This window comes from Streptomyces sp. NPDC014870, from assembly GCF_043081505.1.
Lineage (GTDB): Bacteria > Actinomycetota > Actinomycetes > Streptomycetales > Streptomycetaceae > Streptomyces.
In genome coordinates, this window is record NZ_JBIBWQ010000001.1 from 620,269 (window position 1) to 637,052 (window position 16,784).

Here is a 16,784-nt window from a genome sequence, read left to right on the forward strand (position 1 = left end):
GCTGACGCCCAGGGCCCTGGGCGTCACGAGACTCACGCCCGTCGCCGAACTCCGCTCGGCGCCCGGCGGCTTGTCACATGAACGCACGTCGAACGACAGGCCGTACGGCCGCCATCCGTACGAGGGAGGGCCCCGTGTCGCGATCGAGCCGTTCCGGGGGCGCACCGCATGGGCCGGCGGGCGGCGGGGCACCGATGATCACGTGCCCGACAGAGACGAGACACAGCGCTTCACCGCCCTGTCCGCGGTGCTGACCGGCTTCGACGAGGCGGCCCTGGAAGCCACCGCGTTGACCGACGTGTACCGGTCGGTCGCCGCCGAGCGGCTCGGGCCGGACCGGTACGAACGGCTGCTGCTGCGCGATCCGGGGAACCTCGGCGAAGAGGAACTGGACAGCGAGCTGCGGGAGTCGGCCAGGGCGGTGACGTACCTCTGGTACACCGGCGGTTGGCCGGCCTCGCCGCCGCTCGCGGTGTCCCCGCGCGCGCGGGCCGAGGGCCTGGTCTGGAAGGCGGCCGGACTGCGCGCCCCGGCCACCGATCCGCGTGGGTACGGGAGTTGGGCCGACACGGGCGAGGCCGTCGAGGGGGGCGTCGGGTGAGCCGGTACGACGTGATCGTCGTCGGCGGTGGGATCGCCGGCTCGCTCGTGGGGCGGCGGCTCGGCGCCCGTGGCCGCCGGGTCCTGGCCCTCGAGGCGGGCCCGGCCGGCGGGCCCGCCCCTCCCCTTCCCCATCCGGCTGCCCCCTCCCCCCAGGTGACGGACCTCGTCGGCACCGCCGAAGCCCCCGGTTTCCGGGCCTCCGGCCATCTGCGACAGAACGGGCCGCTCCCCTACGCCAGCGGTTACGTCCGCGCCAACGGCGGTACGGGCAACGTCTGGACGGGCCTCGCGCCGCGCATGCTCCCGGAGGACTTCGACACGGAGGCCTTCGGGTACGGGCGGCGGTGGCCCCTCGCGTACGAGGACCTCGAACCGCACTACCGGGCCGCGGAGGAGGAGTTGGGGGTGTCCGGCGACGCGGACGAGCAGCGCGAGCGGCTCGGTCTGCCCCTCCCCGACGACTACGTCTTCCCCATGCGGCCGCTGCCGACCGCCCGTCTCGACCGCCTGCTGGCCGCCCGCCTGGACGGGCGGCGGGTCAAGGACCCGGTCGCGCTGCGGGAGGTCGAGCTGCGGGTGGTCGGCACTCCGCACGCCCGCAACGGGGTTCCCGACCCGCGGTACGACGGCGGCCGCGGCTTTGTGCCGCGCGGGCGGGACGGGCGGCCCGACCCGGACAGCCGCTGCGTGGGCAACGCGAGCTGCATCCCGCACTGCCCGTCGTACGCGAAGTACACGCCGCTCAAGACCCAGGGCCGCTGGAGCGCGACCGTCACCCTCCAGGACCGGTCGGTGGTCCGCCGGGTCCTCGTGGACGGGCGGGGGCGCGCGACGGGGGTGGAGTACGCCGGGTACGACGGGGAGGTGTCCGTCGCCCGCGCGGACGTGGTCGTGCTGGCCGCGCACGCGGTGGAGAACGCGCGGTTGCTGCTCCTCTCCGGACTGGCCGCGGGCAGCGACCAGGTGGGCCGCAATCTGATGGACCATCCGGTCCTGCTGACCTGGGGTCTCATGCCTGAAGACACCGGGCCGTACCGGGGGCCCGGCTCGGTGTCGGGCTTCGAGGGCTTCCGGGCAGGCCCGGCGCGCCGGCTGCGGGCGCCGTTCCGCGTGGAGTTCGGGACGTGGGGCTGGTCCTGGGCGAAAGGCCCGGTGGAGACGGACGTCGACCACTTCCTCACCGAACGGGGCCTGCTGGGAGCGGATCTGCGGCGTGCGGTGGGGAGCCGTCTGCGCCGCCAGTTCACCCTGCAGTTCGAGATGGAGCAGGCCGCCGATCCGTCGAACCGGGTCACGCTCCACCCGTCCGAGCGGGATGCGTCGGGCCTGCCGCTGCCGCTGGTCACCTACGACCTCGACGAGCACGTGCGGGAGGGCATGGCCGCGGCGCGGGCGGTCTCCGAGCAGATCTTCGCCCTCCTCGGCGCGGAGGACCACACGGAGTACGCACCGGTGGCGGCCTGGCCGGGCCGCCACCGGCACGGCGGCCGTACGTACGGCTACCGCGGGGCCGGCCATGCCGCCGGCACGCACGTCATGGGCGACTCCCCCGCGACCTCGGTGGTGGACTCCTGGCAGCGCTGCTGGGAGCACCCCGGCCTGTACGCGGTCGGCTGCGGCAGCATGCCGTCGGTGGCCACCTCGAACCCGACGCTGACGATGGCGGCGCTGGCCCTGCGCAGCGCCGAACGGATCGAGCGGGACCTGGCGACCCGCGACGACCCGGTGTCCGTCGCCCGGCCCCCGCACACCCCCCTTCCGAGCCGAGGAGCCCAGACATGACCTCCCCTCTCCCTCTCCCGCCGGTGTCCGAACCGTTCCAGCTCCCCTTCCACTACGGGGCGTTGCACCAGCTGGGTGTGGACTGGCTGGTCGCACCGGAACCCGTCCGTGAGCTGCTCGCCAAGCAGCACCCGGATTTGACCGCGGCGACGTTCGAGGACGGGCGGGCGCTGGTCTCGCTCAACTACCAGCTGTACTTCGCGCAGTACGCGTTCGGCGGCGGGGTGACGCAGGAGATCGAGTTCAACGTCATCGCCTTCCCGACGGCCGAGCGCCACCGACTGCCGCGGCTGACCTACGCCCAGTACGCCAAGGGCTGGGACCAGACCAAGCTGCTCGGCATCGCCCGGCTGCACGTCGTGTGCGACAACCCGTTCGCGATCAGGGCCGGTCGCGAGCTGTACGCCGAGCCCAAGCACCCGGGCTGGTTCGAGGTGGGGCTTCCGTCCCTCAACGGACCGGCGGGCGACACCTGGACGGTGCGGTGCAACGCGGCGGCGATCGGTCCAGGGGACGCGCTGGAGAAGGGCCTGGGCCCGCTGCTCGACCTCACGGCCGCCCTGGACGGGCTCTCCTCGGTCGCCGCCAACTCCGCCCCGATCACCGGCTACGGAACCGACCCGGAGGGCCGTCTGCTCGCAGGACCCATGAACCTCGCCCAGCCGTACCGCTGGTACGACCTGACGGCCCCCGAACACGCCGACCGCACCCGACTGACGCTCCACACCCCGGCCGCCACCCTCGGCGACGACCTCCGCACCGTCCTCCCCCCGACGACCCCGGCCACCGGCGCCTGGACCTACCAGTCACCCCCGGTGGCCGCCCACCACCGCCCGTACTACCTGCCGAGGGCACCGCGCGTCTGACGTCCGGGGTGCCCGAGGTCACGGCGTGACGATGGCGAAGTCGGGGTCCGGATCGGCGAGGTGTCCGAACAGTTCGGACACCTTCGTCAGGTCGCCCTCCGCCGTCGCCCTGCCCTGCTCGATCAGGTCGGGCAGCGGGGTGACGCCCAGCAGGACCGCGCGCAGGGACTCCTCGTCCAGGGTCAGCTGGACGTCCGGCTCGGACGTGGCCGGGCCGGTGCCGGTGATGTGGGTGAGGACGCCGTTGCGCAGCCGGAGCGTGACGGGGTCGCCCGCCGTGATGTTCCAGCGCACACAGATGTCCGCGTCCCAGCAGCGGGGCCCGTCGACCCTGATCGCGAGGGAGTCGAAGAGCTGGTCGAGGGTGAGCGCGCGCAGCACGTCGGGCGAGGCGACGACCGTCGGCGTTCCGGCGGAGCCGTGCCGCAGCTCCATCGCTCCCGTGAGGAAGAAGTTGCGCCAGGTGCCGTTCTCGCTGCCGTACCCCAGCTGTTCGAGCGCGTCGGCCTGGAGTTCGCGGGCGGCGGCGTTGCCGGGGTCGGCGAACACGACGTGGTCGACCACCTGGACCACCCAGCGGTAGTCGCCCCGCGCGTACGACTCGCGGGCGCGGCGCAGCACCTCGTCGGCGCCGCCCATGAACTCCACGTACCGCGTGGCGCTCTCGACGGGCGGATGCTCCCAGAGGTGGGCCGGGTTGCCGTCGAACCAACCCATGTACCGCTGGTAGACGGCCTTGGTGTTGTGGCTCACCGAACCGTAGTAGCCATGGGTGTGCCAGGCTCGCTCCAGGGCCGGCGGCATCCGCATATCCTCGGCGATCTCCCGCGCTGTGTACCCCAGGTTGAGCATGCGCAGGGTCTGGTCGTGCAGGTACGCGTAGAGATCGCGCTGCTCGGAGAGGTACTGGACGACCCGCTCGCGCCCCCAGACCGGCCAGTGGTGCGAGGCGAACGCGACATCGGTGACGGCGCCGAAGAGCGTGACGGCCTCGGTCAGGTACCGCGCCCACTCCCGTGGATCGCGCACCTCCGCTCCGCGCAGGGTGAGCAGATTGTGCAGGTTGTGGGTGGCGTTCTCGGCCATGCACAGCGCGCCGTGGTCGGGGAAGTGGATGTTCAGCTCGGCCGGCGCCTCGGTCCCGGGCGTCAGCTGGAAGACCATGCGGATGCCGTCCACGATCTCCGTCTGGCCGGTGCCGGTGACGTCGACGGTCGGCGCGATCAGCCCGACGGAACCCGTCGAGGTGGCCTGCCCCAGGCCCGCGCCGATCTGTCCCCTCTCCCCCGTCGGCAGCACGGCACCGTACATGTAGGCCGCGCGGCGGGCCATCGCCGTGCCCGCGTACACGTTCTCGCTGACCGCGTGCTTCAGGAAGCCGGCCGGCGCGACGACCGGGACGCCCCGTGCGATGTCGGCGTCCGTCACCACGCCGCGTACCCCGCCGAAGTGGTCGACGTGGCTGTGGGTGTAGAGCACACCGGTCACCGGGCGGGCACCCCGGTGGGCGCGGTAGAGCGCGAGGGCCGCCGCCGCCGTCTCGGCGGAGATGAGGGGGTCGATCACGAGGATGCCCTCGTGGCCCTCGACGACCGTCATGTTGGAGAGGTCGAAACCGCGGACCTGGTAGATGCCTTCGACGACTTCGAAGAGGCCGTGCTCGGCGGCGAGTCTGCTCTGCCGCCACAGACTCGGGTTGGCCGTGTCGGGGCAGTCCCCCTGGAGGAAGTCGTACGCCTCCAGGTCCCAGACCGCGCGCCCCTCGGCGTCGCGGACGACCGTCTCCTCCGCCGTCCCCATGTAGCCGCGTCGGGCGTCGTCGAAGTCGCGCGTGTCGTCGAAGGGAAGCCGCCGCAGGACCTCCTCGTTGCCCCGCACGATTCCCTGCTCGGCCGGCTTGGAGTGCTCGTTCCCGGTCATCGATCGGGCTCTCCCTCTCTCCTCGCGCACCTGCCGGGCAATGGCCGACGCGTCCCTCCCACCCTCGGTCCCCGTCCGGGAGGGGCACGATCGGGCTTGCGCCGTCCGGGTGAGCGCGCGTCAGCCGTCGGGCCGGTCGGCGGGAAGGTCGGGTCCGTCGTCGGTCCCGCCATCCATTCCACCGTCCGTTCCGAGGTGGCGGTTGAGCGGGGGTTCCTGGGCGAGTACGGCGCCGATGGTGAACGCGAAGGTGAGCGCGGCGCACACCACGATCAGCCACGACAGCATCGTCAGGACGAGGCCCAGCGAGCCGTACTCGCCCAGGGCCCGGTTGAGGGCGCCCGGCATGTAGAGGCGTGCCGTGAGGCCGAGGACGGTGGTGGCCGTCGCGGCGAGCAGGGCGCCGGGCAGGAGCGGAAGCCAGCGGATCCGGTTGACCAGCAGAAGGTGCTGGGTCCACAGCCACACCCCGGTGCTGAGCAGGAAGTACAGCGGCAGGCCCAGCCATCCGCCCGCCCCGAAGCCGCTGCGGATCGGCTCTTGGAGCAGCACGACGAGGACGAGGGCCAGCAGCCACACCGCCCACCGCCAGGCGGCGATCCTGGTGCTCGCTCTGGGCAGTCCCCAGGCCCGCTCGCACACCCGGGCCATGGCGCGGCTGAAGCTCGTGGCCGACACCAGCGCCACGAGCGCGCCCACGGCGCCCGTGGTGTCCCGCAGCCCTTCGGCGTCGGAGCCGTCGAGGACCTTCTTCAGTTCCTCGTCCGAGGCGCCCGTCAGGCCGAACACCTCCCGCAGGGAGTCGCGCATCTGGTCGCGCACGGCGATCGGGGCGAAGGCCGCCAGGGCGAACAGGAGCGGCACCGCGGCCAGGAACGCCTGGGCCGCCAGCCGGGTGCCGGCGTCCAGGAGGTTCCCGCTCATCAGCCTGCTCGTGAGCTCGGTGAGTACGGGAAAGCGGCTCTCGGCACCCCTCCGGATGCTCCGCACCCGGCTCGCCCACCTCATCCGGCCTCCCGATCCCGCCCGCCCGTCCATTGGACGGCTCCGCATCCGCCCGGGCGAGCCCGCCGACCCGTCCGGGGGAACGCGCCCGACCCGCTGACGCCCGGTCAACCGGTCCGGGGGTGCGCCCGGCGGCCGGTCCCTCTCGACGTGCGCGTCACGGCCGGTGGGTGAACCATGGAGAGAGGTCGTGCGTGCGAGCAGCCGCCGGCGGGGGCAGTCAGGGCAGGGATTGCGGCTTCGTCTCCGAGAGGTGGCGAGCGTGGACGTCTTCGACGCTGTCGTCGTCGGGTCGGGATTCGGCGGGGCGGTGACCGCGTTCCGCCTGGCAGACGCCGGTCTCGGCGTCTGCGTTCTCGAACGCGGGAAGCGGTTCCCTCCCGGGTCCTTCCCGCGCAGTCCCCACGAGACGGCCAAGAACTTCTGGGACCCGGATTCCCGCCTGTACGGGATGTACGACATGTGGAGCTTCTCGACGATGGACGCGCTGGTGTCCAGCGGTCTCGGCGGCGGCTCGCTGATCTACGCGAACGTGCTGATCCGCAAGCCGGAGAGCTGGTTCGTGCACGAGTCGTTCGACGGCGGGCGCGAGGACTGGCCCGTCACGCGCGAGGAACTCGAACCGCACTACGAAGCCGTCGAGACGGTGATGGGCGCCGAGCGGTACCCCGTCGATGTCGAGCCCTACCGGAGCACGCCCAAGACCCTCGCGATGCGTGAGGCCGCCGAGCGCCTCGGGCTTCCCTGGGAGCTGCCGAAGCTGGCCGTCTCCTTCGGGGACCCACCGGTGCCCGGCGCTCCGCTCGAAGGCGGTGCGGACAATCTGCACCACGCCCCGCGCTACGCGTGCAGGCTCGTCGGCGAGTGCGACCTCGGCTGCAACTTCGGCAGCAAGAACAGTCTGGATTTCACCTACCTCAGCGTCGCCGACCGGCTCGGGGCGGACATCCGGACCCTGTGCGAGGTCCGCTCGTTCGAACGGGTCCCGGAGGGGTTCCTGGTCTCGTACCTGAAGCACGACGCCGCCGGAGACGGAGACCGGCCGCCTCCCGTGCGGCACACCGTCGGAGCGCGGCGGCTGATCCTCTCCGCCGGCACCTTCGGCACCACGTACCTGCTGATGCGCAACCGCAGCGCGTTCCCCGCGCTCAGCCCGGCACTCGGCACGCGCTTCTCCGGTAACGGGGACTTTCTCGGCCTGGTGTTCAAGGCGCGCAGGCCCCGTCCGGACCTGCCCGGGGAGACCGTGCCCCGCCTCCTGGAGCCGAGTTTCGGCCCGGTCATCACCAGTGCCCTGCGGGTGGATCGCAAGGGCAGCGGCGCGCGGGACCGGGGCTTCTACATCGAGGACGCCGGATACCCGGAGTTCCTCGACTGGCTCGTCGAGCAGAACGTCCTCACCCTCTCCGACCGGGTCGCGCGGTTCCTGCTGCGGCGGGGGTGGTCGCGGCTGACGAGGACCGCGAAGAGCCGGGTGGGACGACAGCTCAACGACGCGATGGGCAAAGGGCTGTTCACCGCGACGTCCCTGCCGCTGCTCGGTATGGGACGGGACGTCCCCAACGGGCGGATGTTCCTGCGGGACGGGCATCTGGACCTCGACTGGAAACTGGCCGCGTCCGACGCGTACTTCACACAGATGAACGAGACCATGCGCGCCGTGTCCCACAGCCTGGGCGGACGGTACGCCGCGAACCCCCTGTGGTTGCTCAACCGACTCATCACCGTACATCCCGTGGGCGGCGCGCCGATGGGGCGCACCCCGCGCGAGGGCGTGGTGGACCCCTTCGGGCAGGTGTTCGGCTACCCGGGCCTCTCGATCGCCGACGGCTCGGTGCTGCCCGGTCCCGTGGGCCCGAACCCCTCGCTCACCATCGCGGCGCTGGCCGACCGGTCGGCCGACCGCATCATCGAGGATCAGTGACCCCGGCGAGGCCTTCATGACGCGCAGATCACTCCTCCTCGCCGGCGGCGGCCTGAAGGTCGCCTACCAGGCGGGTGTCCTTCAAGTCCTGCTTGACGAAGCGGAGTTGACGTTCGACCACGCGGACGGCGCCAGTGGCGGCGTGTTCAACCTCGCGATGTACTGCCAGGGGATGTCCGGGCGCGAGATCGCGGACAACTGGCGCGGGCTCTCGCCGCTGAAGGGTGTCACCCCGAACTGGCGCGAGTGGGCGAAGGGACCGTACGCCCGTTCCCTCTTCACGCTGGACGGTTACCGGCGCCGCGTCTTCCCGGGCTGGGGGCTCGACTGGGACCGCATCCGGGCCACCGACCGCGAGGCCACCTTCAACCTCTACAACTTCAGCGCCAACGAGCTGGAGGCGGTGACCGCCGACCGGATGGACGAGGAGCGCTTCTGCGCCGGGGTGTCCCTGCCCATGTGGTTCCCGCCGGTCGTCATCGACGGGCAGACCTACATCGACCCGGTCTATCTCACCGACGGGAACGTCGAGGAGGCGATCCGTCGGGGCTGCGACGAGCTGTGGATCATCTGGACGGTCAGCCGTCGGCACCGCTGGCGGGACGGCTTCATCGCCAACTACTTCCACATCATCGAGACGACGGCCAACGGCCAGCTGCGGCACTGGCTCCGCCGGATCGAGGCCAGCAACGCGGCCCTTGGCCGGGGGGAGAACGGAGAGTTCGGGCGCCCGATCGACGTCCGGATGCTGGCCGGCGAGGTACCCCTCAACTACCTCATCAACTTCTCCAGGGACCGCTTCGCCCAGGCCGTCGAACTCGGCGTGCGGGACGCCCGCTCCTGGTGCACGGACCAGGGGATTCCGTGGAAGCCGGGTGCCCCTCCCGGCCGCCCCGACGATGCGACCCGGCTGCGCTTCACCGAACGCATGGTGGGACAGGTCGTGTTCGGCGAACCCGCCGCCGCGACCGAGGCCGACCCGGAGCGCGGCGCGACGGCCGACATCGCCCTCCACGTGACCGTCGACATACAGGGAGTGGACCGCTTCCTCCTCGATCCCGCGCACGAGGCCGCCCTGCGCGGGGAGATCGTCTGCCAGGAGCTCGGCGGGCGGCTTCCGATCGAGCGCGGCACCTTCCAGCTGTTCGTGGAGCATGCCGGTCCCCAGCACCTGCGGATGCTCTACCGGGCGTACTTCGCCGACCGGGCCGGTCACCCGCTCACCCTCAGCGGGTACAAGGACGTCAGCGAGGACTCCCGCCGAGGGGTCTGGAAGGACACCTCCGTCCTCCACACCCGCGTCCTACGCGGTCATGTCGACGCGGACGAGGAGTCCCGGGCCGAGACGGTGGCGTCGGGCACGGTGCGCATCCGCCCTGCCGACTTCCTCAAGCAGCTCACCACCTTCCGGGTCGAGGCGCCGACGCTGCCCGGCAGGGTGACGACCCTCGGGCGCTTCGGCCAGTTCTTCACCGGCAGGCTGTGGGACGTGTACGCACAGAACGTCCTGCCCTGGTCCCCCCTGTGACCGAGGAGGAGCCGTCGTGGACTTCAAGGAGCTGCGCAGGCACGCGGAGGCACTCAGGTTCACCCCCCGGGAACCGGTGCGCTGGCTGGCGCCGAAGGAGCTGACGAGAACGGCCGTCAAGGTCGCGATGGCCGCGATGTTCGCCGGCTATTCGGACAAGCGCGAGATCCAGGGCGCCCTGGAGGTCGAGCCCCTGTCGGCACCGCTGGCGGACCCCGAGGCGCAGGAGATCTGGATCGACTTCGTCGCGGACCTCGGCGACGGCTTCGAGGCGACGGCCTCGGTGGCGGCCGCCCTGGGCGCGGACACCCTCGCCCTCCCCGGGGACGCGCCGCTCCCCCGTGGCTCGCTGCTCGTCCTCGGCGGGGACCAGGTGTACCCGGTGGCGTCGACGGGCGCGTACGAGGACCGGATGAAGGGCCCGTATCGCGCGGCGCTCCCCTCCGCACCGGACAAGCCGCTCATGCTCGCGCTGCCGGGCAATCACGACTGGTACGACGGGCTCACCGCGTTCCTGCGGATCTTCGCCCAGAACCGCGCCATCGGCGGCTGGCAGACGCGCCAGACCCGGAGCTACTTCGCCGTGAAGCTGCCCGGACGCTGGTGGCTGGTCGGCCTCGACAGCCAGCTCGGCTCGTACATCGACGACCCGCAGCGGCGCTACTTCGAGACCGAGCTGTCCCGGCATCTGGAGCCGGGCGACAGCGTGATCGTCTGCTGTGCCGCGCCCACGTGGATGGAGAGCGCCGAGGAGCCGGACGCCTTCAACTCCCTGCACTGGTTCGACCTCAACGTCGTACGGAACCGGTTCGACCGGGAGACCCGGACGTACTGGCCCACCGGCGCGTCGATCAGGCTGTGGCTGACCGGCGACAAGCACCACTACGCGCGCTACGTGGAACGGCTGTCGGGCGAGGAGCCGGGATCGGACAAGCCGCTGCCCGCGAACCCCCGACGGCGCCAGATGGTGACCTGCGGCCTGGGCGGCGCGTACCTGGCGGCCACCCACCACCTCCCGGAGGAGCTGTCGCTGCCACCGGCCGGCTCACGCCTGCGGAAGAAGGACGAGCGGCCCCTGGCGTTCAGCCTCGCCCCCGACACGTACCCGGACGCGGCCGAGTCCCGCACGCTCGCCCGCGCCCTCGCCAACCCCTTCTCGCCTCGCTATCTCCTGCGGCACAACCGCGGGTTCGCGGTGTTGGCCGCGGTGGTGCACGTGGTGCTCGCCCTGGTCATGTGCGCCGCGTTCGCGCTGGGCGAGGGCCGGCACAACCCCGTCGGCGCCCTGCAGGGTGCCGGCCTCGACGACCTGCTCGGCCTGCTCTGCGCGAGTGCCGCCCTCTTCGCTCTGCCGTTCCTGATCGGCTGGTGGAGAGGGCTGCTGGGCGAGGGGCGGCCCAGGGCGCCGTCCGGGCCGGTCCTGGCCGCACTGCTGCAGCTGGCGGTGGCCGCCGCCGCTCTGGCGGCCGTCACCGCGATGGCACGGACGTTCGCGTCCTCCTGGAACGGCATCTTCGTGCTGATGATCCTGGTGTTCGTCGCCGCGCTGTTCGGCGCGGCCTTCGGCTCCCTGCTCTTCGCCCTGTGGGTGCGGTGGTCGAACAAGGGGATGCCGACCGAGTGGCAGATGTCCGGGCAGTCCATCGACGACCACAAGGGCTTCCTCCGCATGCGCATCGCGCGGAACGGCTCGCTCACCCTCTACCCGCTGGCGCTGGACAGCACGTGCCGCGACTGGCGGCTCGACGAGGTCCCGGCCAACCCGGCGCCGTGGACACGGCCGGTGCCCGCGACACCGCCGACCGTCCACCTGATCGAGGAGCCCGTGGTGGTCGCGCCGCACCGGGAGGTATGACCGACAGCTCTCGGTCAGGTGGCCGGAACTCCGTCGGTGATCCGAATAAACCCCGTACGAATCAAGGTCACTTCATCGAGGTAATTCCCCCTGGATCACGCGGTGACCAGGCGAATTCCGCGGCTACTGTTCACCGGGATCCGGACGGTTCCCGATAATTCGCCCCCCCCTTTCCGCCCTCACCCCTCCCCCTCTCGCCCCGCGTAAGGAGTTCTCGTCCGATGACCGTTGAGACCGGCCCGGAAGCCGAGGCGGCAGCGTCCCGGCAGTCGCTGAGCACCGCGGCCGCCCGCAACCTCGCCACCACGACCAAGTCCGCCCCGCAGATGCGGGAGATCACCGATCGCTGGCTGCTGCGGATGCTCCCCTGGGTCGACACCAAGGGCGGCGCCTACCGGGTGAACCGGCGGCTCAGCTACACCGTCGGCGACGGGCGCATCGAGTTCGTCCAGGACGGCACGCACGTACGGGTGATCCCGCAGGAGCTCGGCGAACTGCCGCTGCTGCGCGGCTTCGAGGACGTGGAGGTGCTGACCGCGATCGCGGACCGGTGCGTCCAGCGCGACTTCCGCGCCGGGGAGGTGCTGGTCGAACGCGGCGCGCCCGCCCGGCACATCCACCTGATCGCCCGCGGCCGGATCAACCAGACCTCCGTCGGCAAGTACGGTGACGAGGTCGGCGTCGCGGTCCTCGCGGACGGCGACCGCTTCGGCGAGCAGGTCCTCCTGGACGGCGAGGGCACGTGGGGCTACACGGCCACCGCCGAGACCGCGGGCACGCTGCTCACCCTGTCCCACGCCGACTTCGCCGCCGTACTCACCTCCGCCCCTCACCTCGGACACCACGTACGGCAGTTCGCCTCACTGCCGCGCCGACGGCAGAACCATCACGGTGAGGCCGAGATCGCGATGTCCGCAGGACACAGCGGGGAACCCCGGCTGCCCGGCGCGTTCGTCGACTACGAACTCAAGCCACGCGAGTACGAACTCTCCATCGCCCAGACCGTGTTGAAGGTCCACACCAGGGTCGCCGACCTCTACAACGGGCCGATGAACCAGACCGAGGAGCAGCTCAGGCTCACGGTCGAGGCGCTGCGGGAGCGCCAGGAGTACGAGCTGATCAACAACCGCGAGTTCGGTCTGCTGCACAACGCCGACTACAAGCAGCGGATCCAGCCGCACTCCGGCCCGCCCACCCCGGACGACCTCGACGAGCTGCTCTGCCGCCGTCGCGGCACCAGGCTCTTCCTCGCCCACCCGCGGACGATCGCCGCGATCGGCCGCGAGTGGAACGCCTGCGGGCTCTACCCGGAGACGGCCGAACTCGACGGGCGTCAGGTGCTCGCCTGGCGCGGGGTGCCGATCCTGCCCTGCGACAAGATCCCCATCAGCGCGGAGAACACCAGCTCGATCCTCGCCATGCGCCTCGGGGAGGACAACCAGGGTGTCATCGGGCTCCGCCAGACGGGTCTGCCGGAGGAGCACGAGCCGGGCCTCTCGGTGCGCTTCATGGGCATCAGCGAGCAGGCGATCATGTCGTACCTCGTCACCACCTACTACTCCGCCGCGATCCTCGTGCCCAACGCGCTCGGCGTGCTGGAGAACGTGCAGATCGCCCGCTGGCGCCACTAGACACCCCCAGGACCTTCCTCGGTCGGCCACGACAGCCACCACCCCACCAAGGAGTTACGGATGCCCGATCCCGGGCTCTCCCCTGCCCTGTCCCCGCTGGAACGGATCCTGCGCGGCCCCACCGGTCTGGGCACGTCGAGCCTCTTTCCGGTCCGACGCGAGGAGCCCGCGGCGCCCCCGGCACCGTCGGCCCCCGAGGAGCCGGCGGAAGCGGCCGCGGCGACCGCGGGTCGCCCGATCCCCGGTCTCTACCACCACCCGGTCGAGGAGCCCGACCCGGTGCGTGTGGAGGAGGTCAGCCGCCGGATCAAGGACTGGGCGGTGGAGGAGGTCGAGCTGTTCCCCGAGGAGTGGGAGGGCCAGTTCGACGGCTTCTCCGTCGGGCGCTACATGGTCGCCTGCCATCCGGACGCGCCGACCGTCGACCACCTGATGATCGCCACCCGGCTGATGGTCGCCGAGAACGCGGTCGACGACTGCTACTGCGAGGACCACGGAGGCTCCCCCATCGGCCTCGGCGGCCGCCTCCTGCTCGCCCACACCGCCCTCGACCCGCTCCACACGACGGCGGACTACCAGCCGGGGTGGGCCGAGTCGCTGCACGCGGACGCCCCGCGCCGCGCGTACCGCTCCGCCATGGAGTACTTCGTCCAGCAGTCCACGCCCTCCCAGGCCGACCGGTTCCGGCACGACATGGCCCGGCTGCACCTGGGGTACCTCGCCGAGGCCGCCTGGTCCGAGACGGACCACGTCCCCGAGGTGTGGGAGTACCTGGCGATGCGGCAGTTCAACAACTTCCGCCCCTGCCCCACGATCACCGACACCGTCGGCGGCTACGAGCTGCCGACCGACCTGCACGCGCAGCCCGCCATGCAGCGGGTCATCGCGTTGGCCGGCAATGCGACCACCATCGTCAACGACCTGTACTCCTACACCAAGGAGCTCAACAGCCCCGGCCGGCACCTGAATCTGCCCGTGGTGATCGCCGAGCGCGAGCAGCTCTCGGAGCGCGACGCCTATCTGAAGGCGGTCGAGGTCCACAACGACCTCATGCACGCCTTCGAGGACGCGGCCGCCGATCTGGCCGCCGCCTGTCCCGTCCCGAACGTCCTGCGCTTCCTGCACGGCATGGCCGCGTGGGTGGACGGCAACCACTACTGGCACCAGACCAACACCTTCCGATACAGCCTGCCCGATTTCTGGTAAGAACGGATCGATACATGACGAACACCCAGCTCCCGACCGTCAGCGGCACCACGGCCTTCATCCCGGCCCCGGCGACGCCCTATCAGGGAGACATCGCCCGTTACTGGAACAACGAGGCCAGGCCCGTGAACCTGCGGCTCGGCGACGTCGACGGGCTCTACCACCACCACTACGGCATCGGCGACGTGGACCACGCCGCCCTCGGAGACGTCGAGGACAGCGCCTACGAGAAGAAGCTGATCGCCGAACTGCACCGCCTGGAGTCGGCGCAGACGGACGTCCTCCTGGACCACCTCGGCTCCGTCGGTCCCGACGACACGCTCGTGGACGCCGGCTGCGGCCGGGGCGGTTCGATGGTCATGGCCCACCAGCGGTTCGGCTGCAAGGTCGAGGGCGTCACCCTCTCGGCCACGCAGGCCGATTTCGCCAACCAGCGGGCCCGTGAACTCGGCATCGAGGACTCCGTCCACGCCCGGGTGTGCAACATGCTCGACACGCCCTTCGAGACGGGGCAGGCGGCGGCCTCGTGGAACAACGAGTCGAGCATGTACGTCGACCTGCACGACCTCTTCGCGGAGCACTCCCGCGTCCTGGAGGTCGGCGGCCGCTACGTGACCATCACCGGCTGCTGGAACCCGCGTTACGGCCAGCCCTCGAAGTGGGTCTCCCAGATCAACGCGCACTTCGAGTGCAACATCCACTCCCGCCGGGAGTACCTGCGCGCCATGGCCGACAACCGGCTCGTACCGCAGGCCATCGTCGACCTGACGCCGGCGACCCTCCCCTACTGGGAGCTGCGGGCCACGTCGTCCCTGGTCACCGGGATCGAGGAGGCGTTCATCAACTCGTACAAGGACGGTTCGTTCCAGTACGTGCTGATCGCGGCGGACCGCGTCTGACCCGACGTGTCCGTCTGACGGAGAGCGGGCGTGGCGGTCTGTCGTCCACCGCACCCGCTCTCCTACAGTGCGTGCTGCGCCGTTCGTACCCGTGCCGACGTACAGCCGTCGAACAGGAGCATCCCGTGGACAAGACCGCCCGCCTTGGCACCGTCCCCGAACTGGACCCCACCCTGGTCCGGAGGTGGCAGGACGACGGAGGGGAACTCGTCGACCTGCTCGCCATGGCACGCGAACGGCTCGGCGGCATCGCCCTGTTCCGGCTCGGTCCGCGACCGACCGTCCTGGTGACCGCCCCGGAGGCCGTTCAGCACGTGCTCGCGCTCCGTCCCGATCGGTACGTGAAGCGCTCGCACCGCGCGCGACTGCTGATCGGCGACGGCGTGCTGGCCGCGACGGGCGAGGACTGGCAGCGGCAACGGAAGGTGCTGCAGGCGCAGTTCACCGGCAGGGGAATGCGGCGCTACGAGCAGCGGATCGACGAGGCCGCCCGGACCGCCGCGGCGCGCTGGGTCGCGTACGCCCGTACGGGAGAGGTGTTCGACGTCGGCGAGGAGATGCGCCGTTTCGCCCTGGACACCATCTGGCGCGCCCTGACGGGACACCCACTCGACCCCCTGACGGAGCGTGAACTCGACGCCGTGCCCACCGTGGTGGCCGCGCTGCCAAGCCTCCCCTCCGACGGCGCCGCCGCCCGAGGGGTCGTCGCCGACGACCTGGCGCGGATCGACGCCGTGGCAAGCCGGGCCATCGCCGCCGTCCGGGACGAGGACACGGTGCCGCCCGACGGCCCGGGCCTGCTGCACGTCCTGGTCGAGGCGGCCGGAACGCTCCCCGCGTACAGCGACCGGCTGATCCGTGACGAGTTGGTCACCCTCCTCGTGGCCGGCCACGAGACGACCGCCACCACCCTGACGTGGCTTCACCTCCTCCTGGACCAGGACCCGGGGGCGCGGGAGCGGGCTCTCGCCGCGGGAGCCGAGGGCTCTCCCGAACGGCGCCAGGCCGTCCAGGCGCTCGTCCACGAGACGCTGCGGCTCTACCCGCCCGCCTGGATGCTGCCGCGCTCCGCCGCGGAGGACGACGTCCTCGCCGGCCACCGGATCGAGGCCGGAACCGACGTCCTGGTCTGCCCCTATCTCACCCACCGGGACCCCGGCCTCTGGGAGGACCCGGAACGGTTCGACCCGGGGCGCTTCACCACCCCTGGACGCCGCCCCGGCCACCCCGGGAGCTACCTCCCGTTCGGCATCGGGCCGCGGGCGTGCCTGGGTCTTCAGTTCGCGCTGCGTGAATCGACCGTCCTCCTCGATCACCTCCTGTCCGCCCCCGTACCGCGCTTCATCTCGGCGCCGACCGAGGCCACGTACGGCATCACCGTGCGACCCGACGGCCCGGCCCTCGCGACGCTGGGGTAGGCACGGGGGCGGACCAGCGGACGACGCGACGAGAGCGTCTACGCCTTGGGCGAGGCGGGCGGAGCGCCCGACGGACCCGGGCGGCGGGGCAGCCGACCCGCTCGGGGGCCTCCGCCGGGACCTGATCCCCGTCCCCTTCGGCCTGTT

The 16,784-nt window shown here is 71.6% G+C and carries 11 protein-coding genes and 1 pseudogene; 10 read left to right on the top strand and 2 right to left on the bottom strand.

What is annotated here, in order from left to right; translation table 11 throughout:
- The first annotated feature begins 202 nt into the window (after nt 1–202).
- From ACF09C_RS02545 to ACF09C_RS02555, 3 genes are read left to right on the top strand one after another with little or no spacing between them, the layout of a single operon-like run.
- A complete protein-coding gene (locus tag ACF09C_RS02545) occupies nt 203–601 on the top strand; it encodes a hypothetical protein (protein WP_392087782.1) in 399 nt (132 codons plus the stop codon).
- Entirely contained in the window at nt 598–2,385 is a 1,788-nt protein-coding gene (locus ACF09C_RS02550; RefSeq protein ID WP_392087785.1) for a GMC oxidoreductase, read from the top strand. The genes ACF09C_RS02545 and ACF09C_RS02550 overlap by 4 nt, the downstream gene beginning before the upstream one ends.
- Nucleotides 2,382–3,251: a hypothetical protein gene (locus ACF09C_RS02555; RefSeq protein WP_392087787.1), complete on the top strand. Its 870-nt coding sequence runs from the start codon at nt 2,382–2,384 to the stop codon at nt 3,249–3,251. The genes ACF09C_RS02550 and ACF09C_RS02555 overlap by 4 nt, the downstream gene beginning before the upstream one ends.
- Nucleotides 3,252–3,269: 18 nt before the next feature.
- On the opposite strand, the gene ACF09C_RS02560 is transcribed toward ACF09C_RS02555, so the two are convergent.
- Both ACF09C_RS02560 and ACF09C_RS02565 read right to left on the bottom strand, forming a co-directional pair.
- On the bottom strand, nt 3,270–5,171 hold the full coding sequence (locus tag ACF09C_RS02560) for an alkyl/aryl-sulfatase (protein ID WP_392087789.1): 1,902 nt from the start codon (nt 5,169–5,171) through the stop codon (nt 3,270–3,272).
- 120 nt (nt 5,172–5,291) lie between these two features.
- On the bottom strand, nt 5,292–6,095 hold the full coding sequence (locus ACF09C_RS02565) for a YhjD/YihY/BrkB family envelope integrity protein (RefSeq protein WP_392087792.1): 804 nt from the start codon (nt 6,093–6,095) through the stop codon (nt 5,292–5,294).
- Nucleotides 6,096–6,438: 343 nt separating this feature from the next.
- Here ACF09C_RS02565 and ACF09C_RS02570 point away from each other — a divergent pair, with 343 nt between their 5' ends.
- The 7 genes and pseudogenes from ACF09C_RS02570 to ACF09C_RS02600 all read left to right on the top strand — a co-directional run bounded on the left by ACF09C_RS02570 (nt 6,439) and on the right by ACF09C_RS02600 (nt 16,637).
- Nucleotides 6,439–8,100 carry a GMC oxidoreductase gene (locus ACF09C_RS02570; RefSeq protein WP_392087794.1) on the top strand — a complete coding sequence of 554 codons (1,662 nt, stop codon included), beginning with the start codon at nt 6,439–6,441 and terminating at the stop codon, nt 8,098–8,100.
- Between the two features lie 16 nt (nt 8,101–8,116).
- The gene (locus ACF09C_RS02575) at nt 8,117–9,628 is read left to right on the top strand and encodes a patatin-like phospholipase family protein (protein WP_392087796.1); all 1,512 of its coding nucleotides are present in this window, start codon (nt 8,117–8,119) and stop codon (nt 9,626–9,628) included.
- A 16-nt stretch (nt 9,629–9,644) separates the two neighbouring features.
- Complete coding sequence (locus ACF09C_RS02580) at nt 9,645–11,483, top strand: metallophosphoesterase family protein (protein WP_392087798.1); 1,839 nt, start codon at nt 9,645–9,647, stop codon at nt 11,481–11,483.
- A 221-nt stretch (nt 11,484–11,704) separates the two neighbouring features.
- Complete coding sequence (locus tag ACF09C_RS02585; RefSeq protein ID WP_392087801.1) at nt 11,705–13,114, top strand: family 2B encapsulin nanocompartment shell protein; 1,410 nt, start codon at nt 11,705–11,707, stop codon at nt 13,112–13,114.
- A 90-nt stretch (nt 13,115–13,204) separates the two neighbouring features.
- Nucleotides 13,205–14,320 (top strand): annotated as a pseudogene (locus ACF09C_RS02590) (family 2 encapsulin nanocompartment cargo protein terpene cyclase); the annotation flags it as partial.
- Nucleotides 14,321–14,334: 14 nt separating this feature from the next.
- Nucleotides 14,335–15,219 carry a geranyl diphosphate 2-C-methyltransferase gene (locus tag ACF09C_RS02595; protein WP_392087803.1) on the top strand — a complete coding sequence of 295 codons (885 nt, stop codon included), beginning with the start codon at nt 14,335–14,337 and terminating at the stop codon, nt 15,217–15,219.
- 125 nt (nt 15,220–15,344) lie between these two features.
- Nucleotides 15,345–16,637 carry a cytochrome P450 gene (locus tag ACF09C_RS02600; protein WP_392087805.1) on the top strand — a complete coding sequence of 431 codons (1,293 nt, stop codon included), beginning with the start codon at nt 15,345–15,347 and terminating at the stop codon, nt 16,635–16,637.
- The last annotated feature ends 147 nt before the right edge of the window (nt 16,638–16,784 follow it).